This is a genomic window from Prolixibacter denitrificans, from assembly GCF_003014495.1.
Taxonomy (GTDB): domain Bacteria; phylum Bacteroidota; class Bacteroidia; order Bacteroidales; family Prolixibacteraceae; genus Prolixibacter; species Prolixibacter denitrificans.
In genome coordinates this window covers 37,188-54,889 of the sequence record NZ_PYGC01000002.1, presented here as the reverse complement: position 1 = coordinate 54,889, position 17,702 = coordinate 37,188, and the positions used below count along the sequence as shown (strand labels likewise).

The window sequence follows — 17,702 nt, the reverse complement described above, 5'->3', positions numbered from 1 at the left end:
AATCCGTATTCAAATATCTTCCGCATGGCAGCCACGAAATTACGTCCGCTGTTGCTCATCCTTTCGCTGGTGGTGCTGTATCGCGGTCATCAGCAACCGGGTGGTGGGTTCATTGGCGGATTGATGGCGGCTTCGGCCTACATTCTTTACGCTTTGGCCTTCACTTCTGCGGAAGCAAGAAAGAAACTGCCGCTTTCCACTTCAGCTTTGCTGGCATCCGGATTGGCGGTTATTCTCGTTTCAGCTTTGCTGAGTGTTTTTTCCGGCGAGCCTTTTATGACCGGTATGTGGACGACCGTGCATCTGCCATTCGGGCAAGAGCTTCATCTGGGAACACCCGTGTTGTTTGACCTGGGCGTCTACCTGGCTGTTACCGGCGTATTGTTAACCATCATGTTTGATATCATTGAAATAGAATAATAATGGAAATCATACTGGCCATCGTAATCGGTGTTTTGTATGCGGCGGGCGTTTACCTCTTGTTGCGGCGAAGCATTGTGAAGTTAATTCTCGGGCTGATTTTCTTTAGTCATGCCACCAATTTGCTGGTTTTCCTGGCGGGAAGTTTGTCGAAAGTGAGTCCCCCGTTTGTGCAGGAAGGGCAGAAAGTGGCTCAGTCCACAGTCGCCGATCCATTGCCTCAGGCATTGGTGTTGACCTCTCTGGTGATTGGCTTCGGAATTACAGCATTTGCGCTGGTGTTGATTTATCGTTTTTACCAATCGTCAGGTACGGTTGATTTTGACCAACTAAAAGAAGATTAGCGGATGGAAAACCTGCTCATGTTACCTTTGGTTCTTCCTGTTTTGGCGGCCATTGTTAGTTTGTTCGCCAAAAACAGCCTGAACTTCCGAAAGGCTTCGGGAGTGTTTTTCACGCTGGCGCAGCTGGTTGTTGCGGTTGTCATCCTGGTCAAAGTGTACCGCGATGGCATTTTGGTTTTGCATGTGGGTAGTTGGCCGGCTCCGTTTGGTATCACGCTGGTGGCCGATATGTTTAGCGCTATCATGCTGTTCTTTGCCGGGCTCATTGGCTTTACCGTGTCAGTGTATGCATTGGGATTGATGGATGAGCGACGATTGAAGTTCCATTTCTATCTACTGTTCAATATTCTCCTGCTAGGCGTGAACGGGGCTTTCATCACCGGCGACGTATTTAATCTCTACGTCTGGTTCGAAGTGATGCTCATTGCGTCGTTCGTTTTGATTACGCTGGGCGGAGAACGCAAACAGCTGGAAGGAGCAGTCAAATACGTGACCATCAACATGGTGTCCTCGATGCTTTTTCTGGCGGCAGCCGGATTGCTGTACGGAAAAATGGGAACGCTGAACATGGCGGATTTGGCGATGAAATTGCAAAACGACCCTTCGTCTAACCTCGTGGCCAGCTCGGCTATGTTGTTCTTCATCGCCTTCGGAATCAAAGCCGCGGTTTTTCCCTTCTTTTTCTGGTTGCCTGCATCGTATCATACGCCGCCGGTAGCGGTGACGGCCCTTTTTGCCGGGCTGTTGACCAAAGTGGGCGTGTATGCCATGATCCGGTTCTTCACCCTGTTTTTTATTCCGCTTGGCGGAATTTGGAAAGAGTTGTTTTTGATAACCGGCGGACTGACCATGTTGATTGGCGTATTCACTGCGGCATCGCAGTACGATATCCGGCGAATTCTGTCCTTCCATATCATTTCCCAGATCGGTTACATGATTATGGGACTTGGCTTTTTCACACCACTCGGGATTGCAGGAGCGATTTATTATATGGGGCACAACATCGTTGCCAAAACCAATACGTTTATGGTGGGAGGAATGGTGAGCAAGTTGAAAGGAACGTTTGAGCTAAAAAGCATTGGAGGTCTCTACAAAACAAAGCCGTACCTGGCATTGCTGTTTATCATTCCGGCATTTGCACTGGCCGGAGTTCCGCCGCTCTCCGGCTTCTTTGGAAAATTTATTCTGGTGAAGGCCGGTTTCGATTCGCACCACTTCTTCGTGACAGGCATCTCGTTGTTTGTGGGACTTATCACTTTGTTTTCAATGATAAAAATCTGGAATGAAGGATTCTGGAAAAAGCAGCCGGAAGAAGCTGACGAAGTCGTGAATTATGCGGAAAAGAAGGTGGGCTTTGCCTTGGTTTTTCCATCGGTTGTGCTGGCGCTGTTTTCTATTGGAATGGGAGTGGCCGTTGGCTTCTTCTTCGATTTTTGCATGACGGCAGCACAGCAATTGCTCGAGCCATCGGCTTACATCAATGCTGTTTTAGGAAAATAATACCGGAAAGCTATGAGGTATATCTTGGTGAAAATAGTTCAGATCATCGCGTTCGCAGGGTTCTATCTCTGGGAATTGATCAAGGCCAACCTGGTTCTGGCGTATGATATTTTAACGCCGACACACCACATGAAGCCGGGCATAGTGGAAATTCCTCTCGATATCAAGAGTGATTACGAGATCATGACATTGGTGAATCTAATTACTATGACTCCCGGCAGCTTAAGTCTTGATGTATCGGAGGATAAGAAAAGGTTGTATGTGCATGTTTTATATCTCGAAGATGCCGATGCCTACCGGGAAGAAGTCAAATCGGGCCTGGAAAGAAGAGTAAAGGAGGTGTGGTCATGATGTTGCTTTCGACCATTATTACCAGTGCGGCCAACATTGCCATGGGCATGTTGCTTTTGGCTTTCTTTTTGGCTTTTTGGCGATTGGTGAAAGGCCCCAGTTTGCCAGACAGGGTTGTGGTGCTGGACTTAATTGCTTCTCTTGTGATTGGCATTACGCTGGCCATTACCTTTTTAAGCGGAGAAAAAGTGTATCTGAATGTAGCCGTGATGATTGCGCTCATCACATTTATGGGAACCGTGGCTTTTGCCATCTATCTAAAGAAACGATACCATGATAAGTGAATGGATTTCGGCCGTATTGCTGGTTTTAGGTGCCTTCTTCATGTTGTTGGCGGCCATCGGAGTTTTGCGTTTTCCCGATTTGTATATCCGTATGCACTCCGCGACCAAAGCGTCGTCGTTTGGTGCTTTGTTGATGTTGGTGGCGGTTTCCATTTATTTTCCCGTTGCCTATGTGATTACCGAAGCGGTGCTGGTCATTCTTTTCATTTTCCTGACGGCTCCGATTGCTTCACACATGATTGGTCGGATTGCGCACCTGTTAAAGGTGCCAAAATGGGAGAAAACAACCACCGACGAACTGGAAAATCGAATTAATTATGATGAAAAGAATGATAAAAATAAAATTTAATCTTATACTTTAATATACAACACATAATCATCAGTATATTAATTCACTCGTTTTATTCCAGAGAAGTTTTCACGAAAGACAGAAGGCGTGCATCCTTCCATTTTCTTAAAGAATCGATTGAAGTTAGCCAGGTTATTGAAGCCAGACTTGTAGGCAATCTCCGAAACACTCATATTCGATTCGATTAACCACCTTGAGGCAAGGCTTATTCGGTAGTGATTCAGGTATTCTACAAACGTTTTTCCGGTTCGTTGCTTGATGAACCGGCTGAATGACACTTCCGTCATGTTCAGTAGCTGCGCCACATCTTCTACTTTGATTCTTTCGGCGTAATGTTGCTGAACGAAGTCGTGTACTTTCTTGATTTTTCCACTGTTATAAAAATCGTCGTTTTTGGCCATGACGGAAGATAGTATTTGCTGTCCGCGCGAATTGGCCAGGTCGAATAACAACGAAACCAACTCCATCAGTGCGTCGATGCCGCTTTTGTGTGCCAGGTTCATGATGCGAGGCTGCAGCGTTTGAATCTTTTCTTCGGAAAAGGCGATACCGCGCACCGATCGATCCAGCATGTCTTTCACCGGTTTCATGATGTTGCGGTCGAGCAAAGTTTGATGAAACAGATCGCGGTGAAACTGGATAGTGATTTCGTGTATATCAGGTGAGTGACATTCGCCCTGTTCCCATACGTGCATCAGATTGGGTCCGGTCAATACCAATTCCCATTTCCCGATAGGTGCGCGGTGTTCGCCGACAACCCGCACTGCATCTTCCGCATTGTAAATGAAGTTGATTTCGTATTCCGGGTGGAAATGTAACGGAAAGTCGAAGTTGAGCTTCTTTCGATCGAAAACCAGCAGGCAATCTCCTTCAGTTAGTGGGGTGATCTCGCGTTGAGGATTGGCCGTTTCCATATTCATAGCAATGTATGTTTAAGAAAAGTATAGGATTTTGATGAAATAGTATTTGAAGAATGCAAGTATAGCAAATACTTTTGAGACTCGATATTCTTATAAAAACAAGAATGTTGATAGCGGATTATTTGGTTTTGGCTTTTGGTATATGCTATTTGTTGGCTTGATGAAGTCGAAATAGTATTTGCTTTAGGAAAGGAAATGGTCAAGCCGGTCAAACCAGCTATTTTTAGAAACTAACGATTCAAACCCTGTAAATGAAGCTTGGAATTATTGATATATCCGTCATTTTCGGATATCTGATGCTGACCGTGGTTATCGGGCTGGTACTGCGGAAGCGTGCGCAAAAAGACAAGTCAGCTTATCTGCTTGGCGGAAACCGCCTCCCCTGGTACATGCTGGGCCTCTCGAATGCTTCCGGGATGTTCGATATCTCCGGAACGATGTGGCTGGTGACCATCACCTTTGTTTATGGTCTGAAAAGTGTTTGGATTCCCTGGCTGTGGCCGGTTTTCAACCAGATTTTCCTGATGGTATTCCTTTCCGTTTGGGTAAGACGTTCGAATGTGACTACCGGAGCCGAATGGATTGGTACCCGGTTTGGGAAAGGCCGCGATGCAGCTATGTCGCATGCGGTGGTCGTTGTATTTGCATTGATTACCTGTTTGGGCTACCTGGCCTATGGTTTTATCGGGCTTGGGAAATTTGTACAGATATTCATCCCGTGGAGTGTCGTGCAACCCTACATTCCCTTTCATATTCCGGCTGAATACGTACCGCACATTTATGGAATCATCTTCACCTTCTTTGCTGTATTCTATTCGGTTTTAGGCGGAATGTCGGGAATCGTCTGGGCCGATGTGCTGCAATATCTTATCATGACGGTTTCGGCTATCGTAATTGCCATCATAGCGATGAGTGCGTTGGGAAACAGTACCCTGAATGTGCCGGATGGCTGGATGAACCCATTCTTTGGATGGAAGCTTCACATGGACTGGTCGCATATCATCGCGGAGGTGAATGAAAAAATTGCTTCGGACGGCTACTCACTTTTCAGCATCTTCTTTTCCATGATGTTGTTCAAAGGTGTGCTGGTCAGTTTGGCCGGACCTGCCCCGAACTACGATTTACAGAAGATACTTTCTACTAAGTCGCCAAAGGAAGCAGCCATGATGAGTGGTTTTGTCAGTGTGGTTTTGATGCCGGTTCGTTACCTGATGATTGCCGGGTTTGCTGTGCTGGCTCTTCTTTACTATAACAAATTAAATTTGGTTGTGGCCGGTCACATCGACTTTGAACAAATTCTTCCGTCGGCTATCAATCAATTTGTTCCGGTAGGATTTACCGGACTGTTGCTGGCCGGATTGTTGGCAGCTTTCATGTCGACTTTTGCGGGAACTTTGAATGCAGCACAAGCATACATTGTCAACGATATTTACCTGAAATACCTGAATCCAAAAGCATCCCGAAGACAAATTAATGTAACGACATATACAACAGGAGTGCTGGTGGTGATTGTCAGTATCTTCTTCGGAATTTTCGCCACCGATGTTAACTCGATTTTGCAATGGATTGTATCGGCGTTGTACGGAAGTTACGTGGCTTCCAACGTGCTGAAATGGTACTGGTGGCGTTTCAATGGACACGGTTTCTTTTGGGGCATGGTGGCCGGCATGGTTCCCGCGCTGGTCTTCCCGTACATCTTCACCGAAACCCTCGATCTCTATTACTTCCCGCTCATTCTCATCATATCAGTAGCCGGAAGTATTATCGGAACTTATATGGCGCCGCCCACCGACGAAGAGACGTTGAAAAGCTTTTACAAAAGTGTCCGTCCGTGGGGATTCTGGAAACCGGTTCATGAGCTGGTCATGGCAGACGATCCGGGCTTCCGCAAGAATAAAAATTTCTATCGCGACATGTTCAATGTGGTGCTTGGTATCATTGCGCAAACCGGACTGGTGCTGGCTCCTATCTATTTGGTATTGAAGAAAAATCTGGCACTGGGAATTTCACTGGCCATCGTGGCGGTGATTGCCATTATCATGAAGAAAACCTGGTGGGACAAGCTGGTAGAAGAGGAAGCGCAGATGAAATAGTTGATTGTGAAATAACCTAATAGCAAATTACATCAAACGAAAGATGACTCAGTATTTCGAAAACAGATTAACCCAACTGAAGGAGAAGCACGAGGAACTGCTGACCCGGAAGAATATAGCCGAATTCTCTGTCAACGGCATTTTCGAACGGTACCGTTACCCGGTTTTGACGGGAGCACATGCTCCGTTGCATTGGCGTTTCGATTTATCGCCCGAACGCAATCCGTATCTATTGGAGCGTATAGGGGTGAATGCCACCTTTAATGCCGGTGCCCTGAAGTTCAACGGCAAATACTTGTTGGTTGCCCGGGTGGAAGGCTGGGACCGAAAATCTTATTTCGCGGTAGCGGAAAGCCCGAATGGCGTGGACAATTTCCGTTTTTGGGAACGGCCCATTTCCATTCCACAGCTGGAAGATCCCGATATTAATGTTTATGATATGCGCCTGGTGGCTCACGAAGATGGCTGGATTTACGGCATCTACTGCACGGAGCGGAAAGATCCCAGCGCACCCGAAGGGGATACCAGCGCTGCGGTTGCCAATGCCGGAATCGTGCGCAGCAAAGACCTCATCAACTGGGAACGCCTGCCCGACCTGATTTCCAATACAGGTCAACAAAGGAACGTCGTGTTGCATCCCGAATTTGTCAATGGGAAATACGCGGTCTACACCCGACCGCAGGACGGTTTCATCGATGTGGGAAGCGGCGGAGGAATTGGTTTCGGTTACATCGATGACATGAAAAATCCGGTGGTTCAAAACGAAACCATCATTCACCAGAAAGCCTATCACACGGTTTACGAGTTGAAAAACGGACTTGGTCCGGCACCGATCAAAACCGAAAAAGGCTGGTTGCAGTTGGCTCACGGAGTACGAAATACCGCCGCCGGCTTGCGCTATGTCCTGTACCTCTTCATGACCGATTTGCACGATTTGACGAAAGTAATCCATCTTCCGGGAGGTTATTTTATGGCGCCCGAAGAAGATGAACGCATCGGTGATGTTTCGAATGTGCTGTTTGCCAACGGCTGGATTGCTGATGACGACGGGACGGTGTTTATCTACTACGCATCATCCGATACACGAATGCATGTAGCTACAACTACTATTGATAAATTGGTTGATTATGTGATGAATACACCGGAAGATCGACTGGTATCCCATCACTCGGTCGAAAACATCAACGCACTCATCGATTCCAATAAAGGCTTGTACTGATGCCTATTTCTGTCGAAACATATTTGGGAGAATTGAGCCGGGAGCTGAAAGATATCCTGAGCTACTGGCAAACTTACATGCCTGACGAAAAGCACGGTGGTTTCTACGGTCAGGTAGATGGACAAAACCGGCCAGTAGAGGAAGCGCCCAAAGGTGTTATTCTGAATGCCAGGATTTTGTGGACTTTCTCGGCGGCCTGTTCACAAACCTTTTCAGAAAATAAAAAGGCGATGGCCGACCGGGCGTATCAATACCTGGAAAGTCATTTCCGCGACAAGCGATATGGCGGAGTGTATTGGGAACTCGATTATTTGGGGAAGCCGCTGAATCCGCGGAAGCAGATTTACGCCCAGGCATTTGCCGTGTATGCATTGTCCGAATATTATAGGCTCACATCGGATCCGACAGTACTTGACTGGATTCTGGAGCTTTTCGATTTGCTGGAAGAAAAGGCGGCTGACCACGAAAACGGGGGATACATTGAGGCTTTCGCCGAAGACTGGAGTGAGCTGGACGATTTGCGCCTGAGCGAAAAAGATGCCAACGAGAAAAAGGGCATGAATACCCACATCCATTTACTGGAAGCGTACACCAACTTGTGCCGTATTCACCGAACGGAAGAAGTGGAAGCTGCATTGCGGCAACTCATCATGTTGATGAAAGAGCATTTTGTTGGCGATGATTATCATTTGAAGCTGTTCTTCGACGAAAAGTGGGAGGTAAGAAGTTCGGTCATCTCCTACGGTCACGATATTGAAACCTCCTGGTTGATATATGAAGCAGCCGAAGTGCTGGGCGAGGAAGCGTTGTTGGAGGAACTGAAGCCGATGTTACTGGGCATGGTGGACACATTTCTGAAGGAAGGAGTGGACAGTGCCGGTGGCGTGATGAATGAGCTGGACGCGGAAACCGGCCATCTCGATACCGATCGCCATTGGTGGCCACAGGCTGAAGCGATGGTTGGATTGGTTTATGCCTACCGGATGAGCGGCGATGATCGATATCTCGGAAAGGCGCTGAGAATATGGACATTCATTAAGGAGTTCATCATTGATCACCGGAAAGGCGAATGGTTCTGGAAGGTCGATCGGTATGGCAATCCCGACCTGACCGATGAAAAAGCGGGTTTCTGGAAATGCCCTTATCACAATTCCCGGGCCTGTTTGGAAATCGAGCGCATACTGAGGTGAATCAACCTATTTAAATACAAACCATGAAACAAAAACTAACGCTATTGTTCCTTTTTTCAGTCTTTCTGGTCACTTCGTGCCAGGAAAAAGGCACGGAGGGAAATGGAATCACGGCCGATCCACAGACGACACCTGAAACACAAAATTTACTGGTCAATCTGAAAAAACTCACTTCCAAAGGTATCATGTTTGGTCATCAGGATGATTTGCTGTACGGCCACGATTGGAAATACGAAGATGGTCGCTCGGATGTAAAAGAGGTTTGTGGCGATTATCCGGCTGTATATGGCTGGGAATTGGGTCATATTGAACTGGGAAACGAGATGAGCCTCGACTCGGTACATTTTGACAAAATCCGGCAACTCATCAAAGTAGCATATAGGCGGGGAGGAGTGAATACTATCAGCTGGCATGCGGACAACCCGCTGACTGGAGGCAGTGCCTGGGATGTTTCATCGAATCAGGTGGTAAAAAGCATTCTTCCGGGAGGAGAAAAACACGAGTTGTTCAATACCTGGCTGACACGACTGGGAAATTTCTTCCTGAGCCTGAAAGACGACGACGGACAACCCATCCCGGTTATTTTCCGGCCGTTCCACGAACATACCGGCAGCTGGTTCTGGTGGGGACAGAAACTTTGCACCACCGACCAATATGTCGCCCTGTGGAAATACACACAAAGCTTTTTGGAAAAGATGGGTGTTCACAACTTACTGTACGCATATTCTGCCGGAAGCGAATTTTCTACGGTTGCACAATATCTCGAACGCTATCCGGGAGATGACGTAATTGATGTGATGGGCTTTGACACTTACGAACGGAACGGCGACAATGGCCGCGAACAATACATGAAAACATTGAGCTCTTGCCTGAATGTGCTGGTGAAAGCCGGTGAAGCTCATCACAAGTTAATCGCCCTAACAGAAACCGGATTTGGCGGAATACCTGATTCAACCTGGTGGACGAAGACGTTATGGCCAACCATCGAAAAAAAACCGATATCATATGTATTGGTCTGGCGGAATGCCTGGAATATGAAAGAGCAATATTTTGCGCCGTTTGAGGGACAACAGAGTGCTGATGATTTTGCGGAATTTTGTCGTTTGCCTCGCACGCTTTTTCAACAGGATATAAGTGGGGTGGAGTTATATCAGAAGGATCAAGAATAAGTTCATATTCTTTTACATAGGTTTGTAATTTTGAAAAAGGGTGACCTGTTTGTGGGTCACCCTTTTCGTTTCTATAGCTAATCTCTTGCGAAAGCAGGCCTGGGCGTTTTGATTCGATTTATGAGAATGAAAACCAACAGAGCTGCAATGATACCAAAGAAGATGGGATCGAGACCGTATGGTAAATCTTTTTTAATGAGTGTGAGCGTAATTGTCAATGTTCCTCCGGTAACCATTGACCAGAAAGCTGCTCCGGGATCTTTTCGTTTGAAATACAGAATTCCGAGTACAGGAATCAGCAAGCCCGAAACCATGAAAGCGTAGGAGTAGAGCATCAGTTGCAGTACATTTTGCATGCTGGAAGCCAGCAGAATGGCAAACACACCTACGACAATGGTCACTATCTGAGGGATGACCATCTTACCACGGCCCGATTTTCCTTTGAATCTGAAGATATCAGTGAGAATGTTTCCGGAGGCAGCCATCAAACAACTGTCGGCGGTAGACATAACAGCCGAAAAGTAAGCGGACAGCATGAGTCCCATGACACCGGCTGGGAGTACATATTTCAACAGCAATGGAAGCCCCAGTTCAGGGTCAATGCTATTGACATCGGCGAAACCAGCATCGGCAAACATTCCCTGAGTAGTGGCTACGCGGGCGAACATTCCCAGAAGAACCCCCATGAACGACATCAATGGATATTCGAACAAGCCGGCAATATACCAGGCACGTTTGGCGGTCTTCTCATCCTTACAGGCATAAATTCGCTGGTAAAGCGTCATCCCGATAAACCAGATGGGAATAATAGTAATACTCCAATTGATAATTTTCGCGATGGAAATATTTTGTAGCGAGAAGAAATGGTCAGGCAGAGCTGCTGAAATGCCATCCATTCCGCCTATGCCAATAAATCCCAGCGGAATACCAATAAATACCAGTCCAAACATCAGGATGGCCCACTGGAAACTGTCGGTATAAATCACCGCTTTCAAGCCACCCAATCCGGTGTAAGCAACAGCAACCACACCCATCACAATCAGGGCAATTTTGGTATCAATTTCAGGGAATGTTGCTGTAGCAAGTTTGGCACCGGCCAGCAGCTGTGAGCTGGTAAAGCCAATGTAGCCAATGGCTGAGATAATTCCGGCGACAAAAGCAACGCGCTTGTCGTAATGGGTGCCTAAAAGTTGAGGGAAAGTAAGCAGATTTTGGTCACGGGCTGATTGGAAAATCTTCGGAATAAGTATGACTGCACTCAGCCAGGCACCTATCAGGCCGGTAAATAGCATCCAACTTCCCGAAAGGCCCATCACAAATCCCAGTCCGCCAAGCCCGATGGAAAATCCTCCACCTACGTCGGTCGCAACAACCGAAAGACCGATGTGAAAGCTTCCCATTTGGCGTCCGCCCACGTAATAATCTTCTTCACTTTCATTCTTCCGGTGGTGATAAATACCAATAGCTAAAACAACAATGAAATAAATAATCAGAACGACTGCGTCAATCAATGTCATATGAATTCGATATTTTGATTAGGCAAAAAAAAGGTTTCGGTATGAATATTTTTTTGACAATACCCGGATGTATTTCCCGAAAGGGGTAGACGGAATGGGGATCGTGATTTACCCCGGATTTCCGGCGACAGGTACCTTTTATTCATCTGTCTCAGCGATGAACATAAAAAAAGGGAGAGTCATACCGAACTGGCTCACCCTTCTGTGAAATTTCCTTAAAATTAATCAATCGAAGGCAAGTCACCAAAAGCAATCGGGCCGGTTGGTTGCTGCCTTTGTCGCTACCCTTCTTACAGTAAAAGCCTTACGGCAGAAATAAGAAAGGCCCGAAAATCTGGGCACGCCTTCGTTTCTGCCGGCAAAATGAACGAAATCCGGCGCTCGGCGGTTATTATGAGCAGCAACTTAACCTGAACAAATAGCAACCATGGACAAAAAGATTAAGCCGAATATCCCCGCGTATTTCTACTGGAGCGCCACTATTGCCTTGATAATCGTATTCCTGATTGTCGGCCGCAGTATTTTGGTGCCGCTGGCGTGGGCGGTTCTGTTTTCATTTCTTCTGGTTCCGCTGGTCATTTTCCTGGAAAAGCATGGCTGGAAAAGGCCATTGGCCATTCTTACTTCGCTGATATTGTTTCTCATCATTATCGGAGCACTTTTCTATTTTCTCGGTTCGCAGGTAGTGGCTATTAGCAGTGAGTTGCCCTCCATCACCGGTAAGTTGTCGGTGTACATCAACGATGTGAAGGATTTTGTTGAGTCGCACTTAAATATCATTCCGCAGGGAAGTGATTTGCAAAAAATACTGGTCGGACAGGCCGAGAAAATGGCGTCTTTCTTCTTGAAACATGTAACCACCATTGGGCAAACATTGATGTACGTGTTCCTGATGCCGGTATTCGTCTATTTCCTGTTGTACTACCGTGAATTACCTGCCAAATTTGTGCGCGAGCGTTACCGAGATCGGGAAAACCGCGAATCGGTGAGTCATGTCTTCTTCAAAATACAGAAGATGATTGAGAAATACCTGGTGGGCGTTCTCTGGTTAACGGCAACAACAGCGGTGATGGATTTCATTGTTCTTATCAGTTTGGGCGTCAACTATGCCCTATTCTTCGCAGTAATGATTGCCCTGTTGAACCTGATTCCTTACGTGGGAAACCTGATTGCCATGATCGTGGTGGTGGGTTATGCCTTGCTCACTTCCGATTCGTTACTTGTTCCGCTCCTTACGCTTGGTCTGCTTTGGGTAGCCAATATCCTGCAGGAGAATATGGTGCGTCCGTGGTTGGTAGGCTCTTCCACCAAAATCAATGCCTTTATCGTACTCATTTCCGTCATTGTCGGCGGAATGGTCTGGGGAGTATCCGGTATGGTGTTGTTCATCCCGATTGTTGGCGTGGTAAAAATTATTTTGGAAGAAGTTCCGACACTACGGCCTTTCGCTGTTTTTCTTAGCGATACAGGCAAAGTTACCGAAGAAGAGGAACCGGAAAAACCGGATACTGGAAACGAAGAATCATAGCTTTTTATCTTCAGCCCTCTTTATTTCCCGTCGGAGGATTGCTGAAAATGCTTTATCTTGCCATCTGAATCAAAAATTAAAACCAAATTGAACAATGAGTAAATTAGTTATTGGCAGCTACGAAGAGTTTGCGGCGTATGATGGTAAGGATTTGGGAACGTCAGACTACCTGAAAATTACCCAGGATCAAATCAATCTGTTCGCCGATGCCACCCTCGATCACCAGTGGATTCACACCGATCCGGAAAGGGCAAAAACCGAAAGCCCGTTCAAAAGCACCATCGCGCACGGATACCTGACCCTCTCGGTTTTGCCTTACTTGTGGGAGCAGATTGCCGAGTTCCACAACGTGAAAATGCTCGTGAACTATGGAATCGATAAGCTGAAATTTATGGAAGCAGTCCGTGTCGACAGCGAAGTACGGCTGCACGCCAAAGTGAATTCCATCATGAACCTCCGGGGCATCACCAAAGCACAGCTCGACGTAACGCTGGAAATTAAAGACAGCAAAAAGCCGGCACTCACTGCCACGCTGATTTTTCTCTACCATTTCGAATAACCATCCGGTATCCTGTAAGCCGGGTTGACGGAAATTACCATGAAACATGTTTTCCGCATGCTCGTCTTATTGGCAGGATTCATCATATCAATGCTCGTCGCCGGCTTACCGGCGGCGTTTGTTTTATCGGTACTTTCCTGTTGTACCAGTCGTGGGGGGTGCTCTTGAAATTAGAGAAAACGGCTGGTTAGAGTTTTCGTTCATCCGGGGTTGGTAATTTTAGTCTTTTGGGCGGGGTGTCGAACTCCCGCATCCGGGAAAGTTTGCCACGGATCGATTTCACGGTTTCCCATACCGGGAAAGTTTGCCACGGATCGATTTCACGGTTTCCCATACCGGGAAAGTTTGCCACGGATTGATTTCACGGTTTCCCATGTCCGGGAAAGTTTGCCACAGATCGGTTTCATGGTTTCCCATACCGGGAAAGTTTGCCACAGATCGGTTTCATGGTTTCCCATACCGGGAAAGTCTGCCACCGATCGATTTCACGGTTTCCCGCATTCGCAGTGTATCAGGATGTCATCCTTAACCAAAGTCGTAGGCAATTTAGGAATACAAATGGTCTCTGATTAAGGCATTCAATTGGGAGATGCTCTAATTTCGGGCACATTTGTTTTTTTAGCGTGCAATAGCCGCAAATGAAAAACCCCGGCATCAGCCAGGGTCTTTAAAATTTATAATGATAAAGTGGATTAATCCGTTAGTAGAATTTCCGGAAACCGATGATTTCACGCACTTCCTTCAGTGTTTGAGAAGCCGATGCACGGGCCTTTTCAGCGCCCATTTGGGCTACTTTTCCCAGATAGGCATCATCCTTCACGATGTCCTCAATTCGTTCACGTATGGGCGTTGTAAAGTTGATAATATCCTCGGCCAGCTGCTTCTTCATATCGCCATAACGGATGGAGCAGTTGTTGTAAGCATCGTCGAAATGTTTCACGGTGTCAGGCGTCGAAACCACGTCCATCAGGGTAAACAGGTTCTGAATGGGTTCCGGCTTTTTCTGGTTCATCTCGGTCGGACCAGCGTCAGTTACAGCGCGCATCACTTTCTTGCGAATGCTTTTCGGATCTTCCGCTAAACCAATGGCATTACCTTCCGATTTACCCATTTTTCCTGAACCGTCCAGTCCGGGTATTTTGATCATATCCTTTCCGTCGAATGTGAAAGGTTTGGGAATCGGGAACTCTTCCACCTTGTACATCCGGTTGAAACGGCGGGCAAATGTACGCGCCATTTCCAGGTTTTGCTCCTGATCTTTTCCTACCGGGACAAAATGTGCTTTGTGGATGATAATGTCGGTCGCCATCAGCACCGGGTAAGTCAACAGGCCGGCATTCACGTTATCGGGTTGCTTCCGCGCCTTATCTTTAAATGAAGTCGTTCTTTCCAACTCGCCCAGGTACGCATTCATGTTCATGAAAGTGTACATTTCGGTAATTTCCGGAACATCGCTTTGTATAAACAGTGTGGCTTTTTCCGGATCGAGTCCGCAGGCCAGGTATTCCGAAAGTACCTGCCGTACATTTTGGTACAGGTGATCGGGGTGTGGGTGCGTGGTCAGCGAGTGAATATCGGCAATGAAAAAATAGCAGTTCATGTCATGCTGCATCTGCACGAAATTCTTTACCGCCCCGAAATAGTTTCCCAGGTGAAGATTCCCGGTTGAGCGGATTCCGCTAACAACTGTAGGCACTTTGGTGGTCATATCGTTGTGTTGTTATGATTTGCTTATGAATAAAACAGATGCAAAAATAGCAAATGTTCCCGAAAGGGGAAGGATGAATCGGCTCCGGCTTAGGCAATTGTTTCCGGTTTGAATCATTGTGAGTAAGAAATCCGTAAACGGGAAATGTTTTCAGACGGATTTACTTTTATAATTTTTAGTCTATTCTGGAACTTTCGGTATTTTTATCAGTGAATTTTTATCCTATTTGTAAAACAAACTTTTGTGACCAATGATTCGTAACATTCTTCCTTTACTTACCGGGATTATGTTGTTGGCAGTGGCTTGCCAACCAACAAAGAAGACAGTGCAGCAGCCGGAACGGTTGACCGATTTTGTCAACCCGTTTATCGGAACCGCCGGCCACGGACACACCTATCCGGGAGCGGCTTATCCTTTCGGACAGATACAGTTGAGCCCAGACAACGGTGTTTCGGGCTGGGACTGGTGTTCCGGTTACCACTATTCCGACAGCATCATTTCCGGATTTTCGAATTTGCATCTGAGTGGAACCGGCATCGGCGATTTGGCCGATCTCTCTTTCCTTCCGGTGAATGAGCCTGTAACATACAAGCCGGGTGAAAAGAACGCCGACTTTACCAAAAAGTATGCGGCTACTTTCTCGCACGACGAAGAGATGGCTTCGCCGGGATATTATGCCGTAACATTACAGGATCGCGATGTGCGGGCCGAAATGACGGTAACCGAGCGCTCCGGATGGCAGCGGTACACGTTCCCTGACGAGGGCGAGCACAACATTATGCTGAACCTGGGATTTGCCATCAACTGGGATAAACCCTACGAAACTGCCATCACGGTAGTGGATGATCATACCATCACCGGAAAACGTTTTTCGCATGGATGGGCGGCCGACCAGCACGTTTTCTTCGTAGCCCGGTTCAGTGCGCCAATTCAGAAATCGAAAATTTTTGATGCGCCGACGGATACCGAGAAAGTGGGCGTATTCACGTTCGGTGAAAACCAGGTGATGGTGAAAGTGGCGGTTTCCTCCGTTTCGGTGGACAATGCCATGGCCAATCTCGCATCGGCGCCGGATAACTGGGATTTCGATGCAGTACACCAGGCAGCCAGCGATGCATGGGAAAAAGAGCTCGATAAAGTTCGCATCAAGTCAAGCGATCCCGACCAGAAAACTACTTTCTACACCGCACTGTATCACACCATGGTAGCGCCGGCACTTTTCTCCGACCGGAACGGCGATTTCAAAGGCGTCGATGGCAGCACGATGAGAGCGGACGGTTACAAGCGTTACACCGTTTTCTCGTTGTGGGACACGTACCGTGCCTTGCATCCGCTGTTTACGTTTATGCACCGCGACCGTGTGAACGATATGGTAAAAACCATGCTCGACCATTACAGGCAGACCGGCCTGTTACCCGTTTGGGAACTGGAAGGCAACGAAACGTTCTGTATGGTAGGCAACAGTTGCGTACCGGTTGTTGGGGAAGCCATCCTGAAAAATATTGGCGATTTCAATCGCGAAGAGGCCTACGAGGCGATGAAAAATACCATGATGTCGGATCGTGACGGACTGGATTACTATAAAAAACTGGGTTACATACCAGCTGATAAAGTGAATGAATCAGTTTCCAAACTACTCGAATATGCCATTGACGATTACAGTGTTGCTCTTGTAGCGAAGAAACTGGGCAAAACCGATGATTACAATTACTTCCTGAAACGGTCACGGAATTTCAAGAATATTTTCGACCCGAAGACTGGTTTCTTCCGTGGGAAAAAGCTCGATGGAAGCTGGACAGGCGATTTTGATCCGGCCTATTCCAAGCATCGTCAGAGTGATTATACCGAAGGAAATGCCTGGCAGTATCTGTGGGAAGTTCCGCAGGATGTGCCCGGTCTGATTGATTTGCTGGGTGGCAAAAAAGCTTTCGCTGACAAGCTCGACACTTTGTTTGCTTTGAAACAAGGCGTAAAAGGTGCCGAAGCTTCACCTGACATTTCGGGCCTGATTGGCGGTTATGCACAGGGTAACGAGCCTGGTCACCATATCACTTATCTGTTCAACTATGCAGGTGAGCCATGGCGGACGCAGGAATTGAACCGTCAGATTCAAACCGAAATGTACTACAACGCACCCGACGGTCTTTGTGGAAATGAAGACTGTGGCCAAATGTCGGCCTGGTACGTGTTCAGTGCTCTTGGCTTCTACCCGGTCAGTCCTTCTGATCAGCAATATCAGTTAGGTTCTCCGATTGTGCAGGAAGCCCAGATTACCGTCGCTCCCGGCAAGGTGTTCACGGTAAAGGCACCGAACGCATCGGAGGACAACTTGTATGTGCAGTCGGTGAAACTGAACGGACAGGAGTTGCATCGTTCGTACATTACGCAGGACGAAATTATGAACGGCGACACACTGGTCTTCGATATGGGACCGGAACCCAACAAGCAACTTTTTCAGTAAAGATATTATCAGGGAGTTCGTTCCCCGTGCTCAACCCGTCAGGCTTCCAGAACCTGACGGGTTTTCTTATTATTGCAAAGGCAAATTCAG

At 47.2% G+C, this 17,702-nt stretch carries 17 protein-coding genes; 13 read left to right on the top strand and 4 right to left on the bottom strand.

The genetic code is table 11. From position 1 onward, the window contains the following. Window positions 1-24 precede the first annotated feature (24 nt). The 6 genes from CLV93_RS03925 to mnhG are packed head-to-tail and all read left to right on the top strand — an operon-like array spanning window position 25 to window position 3,248. Complete coding sequence (locus CLV93_RS03925) at window positions 25-420, top strand: MnhB domain-containing protein (protein WP_211297743.1); 396 nt, start codon at window positions 25-27, stop codon at window positions 418-420. 2 nt (window positions 421-422) lie between these two features. Further along, window positions 423-764, top strand: a complete 342-nt coding sequence (locus tag CLV93_RS03920; protein WP_106540874.1) for a Na+/H+ antiporter subunit C — start codon at window positions 423-425, stop codon at window positions 762-764. Between the two features lie 3 nt (window positions 765-767). Next, window positions 768-2,264 carry a Na+/H+ antiporter subunit D gene (locus CLV93_RS03915; protein ID WP_106540873.1) on the top strand — a complete coding sequence of 499 codons (1,497 nt, stop codon included), beginning with the start codon at window positions 768-770 and terminating at the stop codon, window positions 2,262-2,264. Window positions 2,265-2,276: 12 nt separating this feature from the next. Continuing rightward, complete coding sequence (locus tag CLV93_RS03910; RefSeq protein WP_106540872.1) at window positions 2,277-2,615, top strand: Na+/H+ antiporter subunit E; 339 nt, start codon at window positions 2,277-2,279, stop codon at window positions 2,613-2,615. Next, window positions 2,612-2,899, top strand: a complete 288-nt coding sequence (locus tag CLV93_RS03905; protein ID WP_211297742.1) for an MrpF/PhaF family protein — start codon at window positions 2,612-2,614, stop codon at window positions 2,897-2,899. The genes CLV93_RS03910 and CLV93_RS03905 overlap by 4 nt, the downstream gene beginning before the upstream one ends. Continuing rightward, the gene (gene mnhG / locus CLV93_RS03900; protein WP_106540871.1) at window positions 2,889-3,248 is read left to right on the top strand and encodes a monovalent cation/H(+) antiporter subunit G; all 360 of its coding nucleotides are present in this window, start codon (window positions 2,889-2,891) and stop codon (window positions 3,246-3,248) included. Before CLV93_RS03905 ends, mnhG begins: the two co-directional genes overlap by 11 nt. A 38-nt stretch (window positions 3,249-3,286) precedes the next feature. Here the strand turns inward: mnhG and CLV93_RS03895 are convergent, their stop codons facing one another. Next, window positions 3,287-4,168, bottom strand: coding sequence for a helix-turn-helix domain-containing protein (locus CLV93_RS03895; RefSeq protein ID WP_211297741.1), 882 nt, complete (start codon window positions 4,166-4,168; stop codon window positions 3,287-3,289). 251 nt (window positions 4,169-4,419) lie between these two features. Between CLV93_RS03895 and CLV93_RS03890 the strand changes: the two genes are divergently transcribed. From CLV93_RS03890 to CLV93_RS03875, 4 genes are read left to right on the top strand one after another with little or no spacing between them, the layout of a single operon-like run. Next, entirely contained in the window at window positions 4,420-6,261 is a 1,842-nt protein-coding gene (locus tag CLV93_RS03890; RefSeq protein WP_106540870.1) for a sodium:solute symporter family protein, read from the top strand. 43 nt (window positions 6,262-6,304) lie between these two features. Continuing rightward, window positions 6,305-7,480: a glycoside hydrolase family 130 protein gene (locus CLV93_RS03885; RefSeq protein WP_106540869.1), complete on the top strand. Its 1,176-nt coding sequence runs from the start codon at window positions 6,305-6,307 to the stop codon at window positions 7,478-7,480. Then, a complete protein-coding gene (locus CLV93_RS03880; RefSeq protein ID WP_106540868.1) occupies window positions 7,480-8,670 on the top strand; it encodes an AGE family epimerase/isomerase in 1,191 nt (396 codons plus the stop codon). The genes CLV93_RS03885 and CLV93_RS03880 overlap by 1 nt, the downstream gene beginning before the upstream one ends. Window positions 8,671-8,693: 23 nt before the next feature. Further along, on the top strand, window positions 8,694-9,839 hold the full coding sequence (locus CLV93_RS03875) for a glycoside hydrolase family 26 protein (protein WP_106540867.1): 1,146 nt from the start codon (window positions 8,694-8,696) through the stop codon (window positions 9,837-9,839). A gap of 77 nt (window positions 9,840-9,916) precedes the next feature. Here CLV93_RS03875 and CLV93_RS03870 read toward each other — a convergent pair whose 3' ends face one another. After that, window positions 9,917-11,356, bottom strand: coding sequence for a sodium:solute symporter family protein (locus CLV93_RS03870; RefSeq protein WP_106540866.1), 1,440 nt, complete (start codon window positions 11,354-11,356; stop codon window positions 9,917-9,919). Between the two features lie 427 nt (window positions 11,357-11,783). Here CLV93_RS03870 and CLV93_RS03865 point away from each other — a divergent pair, with 427 nt between their 5' ends. Next, window positions 11,784-12,884 carry an AI-2E family transporter gene (locus CLV93_RS03865; RefSeq protein ID WP_106540865.1) on the top strand — a complete coding sequence of 367 codons (1,101 nt, stop codon included), beginning with the start codon at window positions 11,784-11,786 and terminating at the stop codon, window positions 12,882-12,884. A 94-nt stretch (window positions 12,885-12,978) separates the two neighbouring features. Continuing rightward, window positions 12,979-13,443 carry a MaoC family dehydratase gene (locus tag CLV93_RS03860; RefSeq protein ID WP_106540864.1) on the top strand — a complete coding sequence of 155 codons (465 nt, stop codon included), beginning with the start codon at window positions 12,979-12,981 and terminating at the stop codon, window positions 13,441-13,443. A 279-nt stretch (window positions 13,444-13,722) separates the two neighbouring features. Here CLV93_RS03860 and CLV93_RS20205 read toward each other — a convergent pair whose 3' ends face one another. Next, window positions 13,723-13,860, bottom strand: coding sequence for a hypothetical protein (locus tag CLV93_RS20205; RefSeq protein WP_153637026.1), 138 nt, complete (start codon window positions 13,858-13,860; stop codon window positions 13,723-13,725). A gap of 283 nt (window positions 13,861-14,143) precedes the next feature. After that, window positions 14,144-15,151 (bottom strand): tryptophan--tRNA ligase, encoded by a 1,008-nt coding sequence (trpS, locus tag CLV93_RS03855; RefSeq protein ID WP_246187189.1) that lies wholly within the window; start codon window positions 15,149-15,151, stop codon window positions 14,144-14,146. Between the two features lie 250 nt (window positions 15,152-15,401). Between trpS and CLV93_RS03850 the strand changes: the two genes are divergently transcribed. After that, the gene (locus tag CLV93_RS03850) at window positions 15,402-17,612 is read left to right on the top strand and encodes a GH92 family glycosyl hydrolase (protein WP_106540863.1); all 2,211 of its coding nucleotides are present in this window, start codon (window positions 15,402-15,404) and stop codon (window positions 17,610-17,612) included. The last annotated feature ends 90 nt before the right edge of the window (window positions 17,613-17,702 follow it).

What these genes read in the sequence shown, in the direction of transcription:
- CLV93_RS03910 (WP_106540872.1), top strand. Translation starts at nt 2,277, where the DNA reads ATGAGGTATATCTTGGTGAAAATAGTTCAGATCATCGCGTTCGCAGGG.
- CLV93_RS03920 (WP_106540874.1), top strand. Translation starts at nt 423, where the DNA reads ATGGAAATCATACTGGCCATCGTAATCGGTGTTTTGTATGCGGCGGGC.
- CLV93_RS03925 (WP_211297743.1), top strand. Translation starts at nt 25, where the DNA reads ATGGCAGCCACGAAATTACGTCCGCTGTTGCTCATCCTTTCGCTGGTG.
- CLV93_RS03915 (WP_106540873.1), top strand. Translation starts at nt 768, where the DNA reads ATGGAAAACCTGCTCATGTTACCTTTGGTTCTTCCTGTTTTGGCGGCC.
- CLV93_RS03860 (WP_106540864.1), top strand. Translation starts at nt 12,979, where the DNA reads ATGAGTAAATTAGTTATTGGCAGCTACGAAGAGTTTGCGGCGTATGAT.
- CLV93_RS03905 (WP_211297742.1), top strand. Translation starts at nt 2,612, where the DNA reads ATGATGTTGCTTTCGACCATTATTACCAGTGCGGCCAACATTGCCATG.
- CLV93_RS03890 (WP_106540870.1), top strand. Translation starts at nt 4,420, where the DNA reads ATGAAGCTTGGAATTATTGATATATCCGTCATTTTCGGATATCTGATG.
- CLV93_RS03895 (WP_211297741.1), bottom strand. Translation starts at nt 4,168, where the DNA reads ATGAATATGGAAACGGCCAATCCTCAACGCGAGATCACCCCACTAACT.
- trpS (WP_246187189.1), bottom strand. Translation starts at nt 15,151, where the DNA reads ATGACCACCAAAGTGCCTACAGTTGTTAGCGGAATCCGCTCAACCGGG.
- CLV93_RS03870 (WP_106540866.1), bottom strand. Translation starts at nt 11,356, where the DNA reads ATGACATTGATTGACGCAGTCGTTCTGATTATTTATTTCATTGTTGTT.
- CLV93_RS03850 (WP_106540863.1), top strand. Translation starts at nt 15,402, where the DNA reads ATGATTCGTAACATTCTTCCTTTACTTACCGGGATTATGTTGTTGGCA.
- CLV93_RS20205 (WP_153637026.1), bottom strand. Translation starts at nt 13,860, where the DNA reads ATGGGAAACCATGAAACCGATCTGTGGCAAACTTTCCCGGACATGGGA.
- CLV93_RS03880 (WP_106540868.1), top strand. Translation starts at nt 7,480, where the DNA reads ATGCCTATTTCTGTCGAAACATATTTGGGAGAATTGAGCCGGGAGCTG.
- CLV93_RS03885 (WP_106540869.1), top strand. Translation starts at nt 6,305, where the DNA reads ATGACTCAGTATTTCGAAAACAGATTAACCCAACTGAAGGAGAAGCAC.
- CLV93_RS03875 (WP_106540867.1), top strand. Translation starts at nt 8,694, where the DNA reads ATGAAACAAAAACTAACGCTATTGTTCCTTTTTTCAGTCTTTCTGGTC.
- mnhG (WP_106540871.1), top strand. Translation starts at nt 2,889, where the DNA reads ATGATAAGTGAATGGATTTCGGCCGTATTGCTGGTTTTAGGTGCCTTC.
- CLV93_RS03865 (WP_106540865.1), top strand. Translation starts at nt 11,784, where the DNA reads ATGGACAAAAAGATTAAGCCGAATATCCCCGCGTATTTCTACTGGAGC.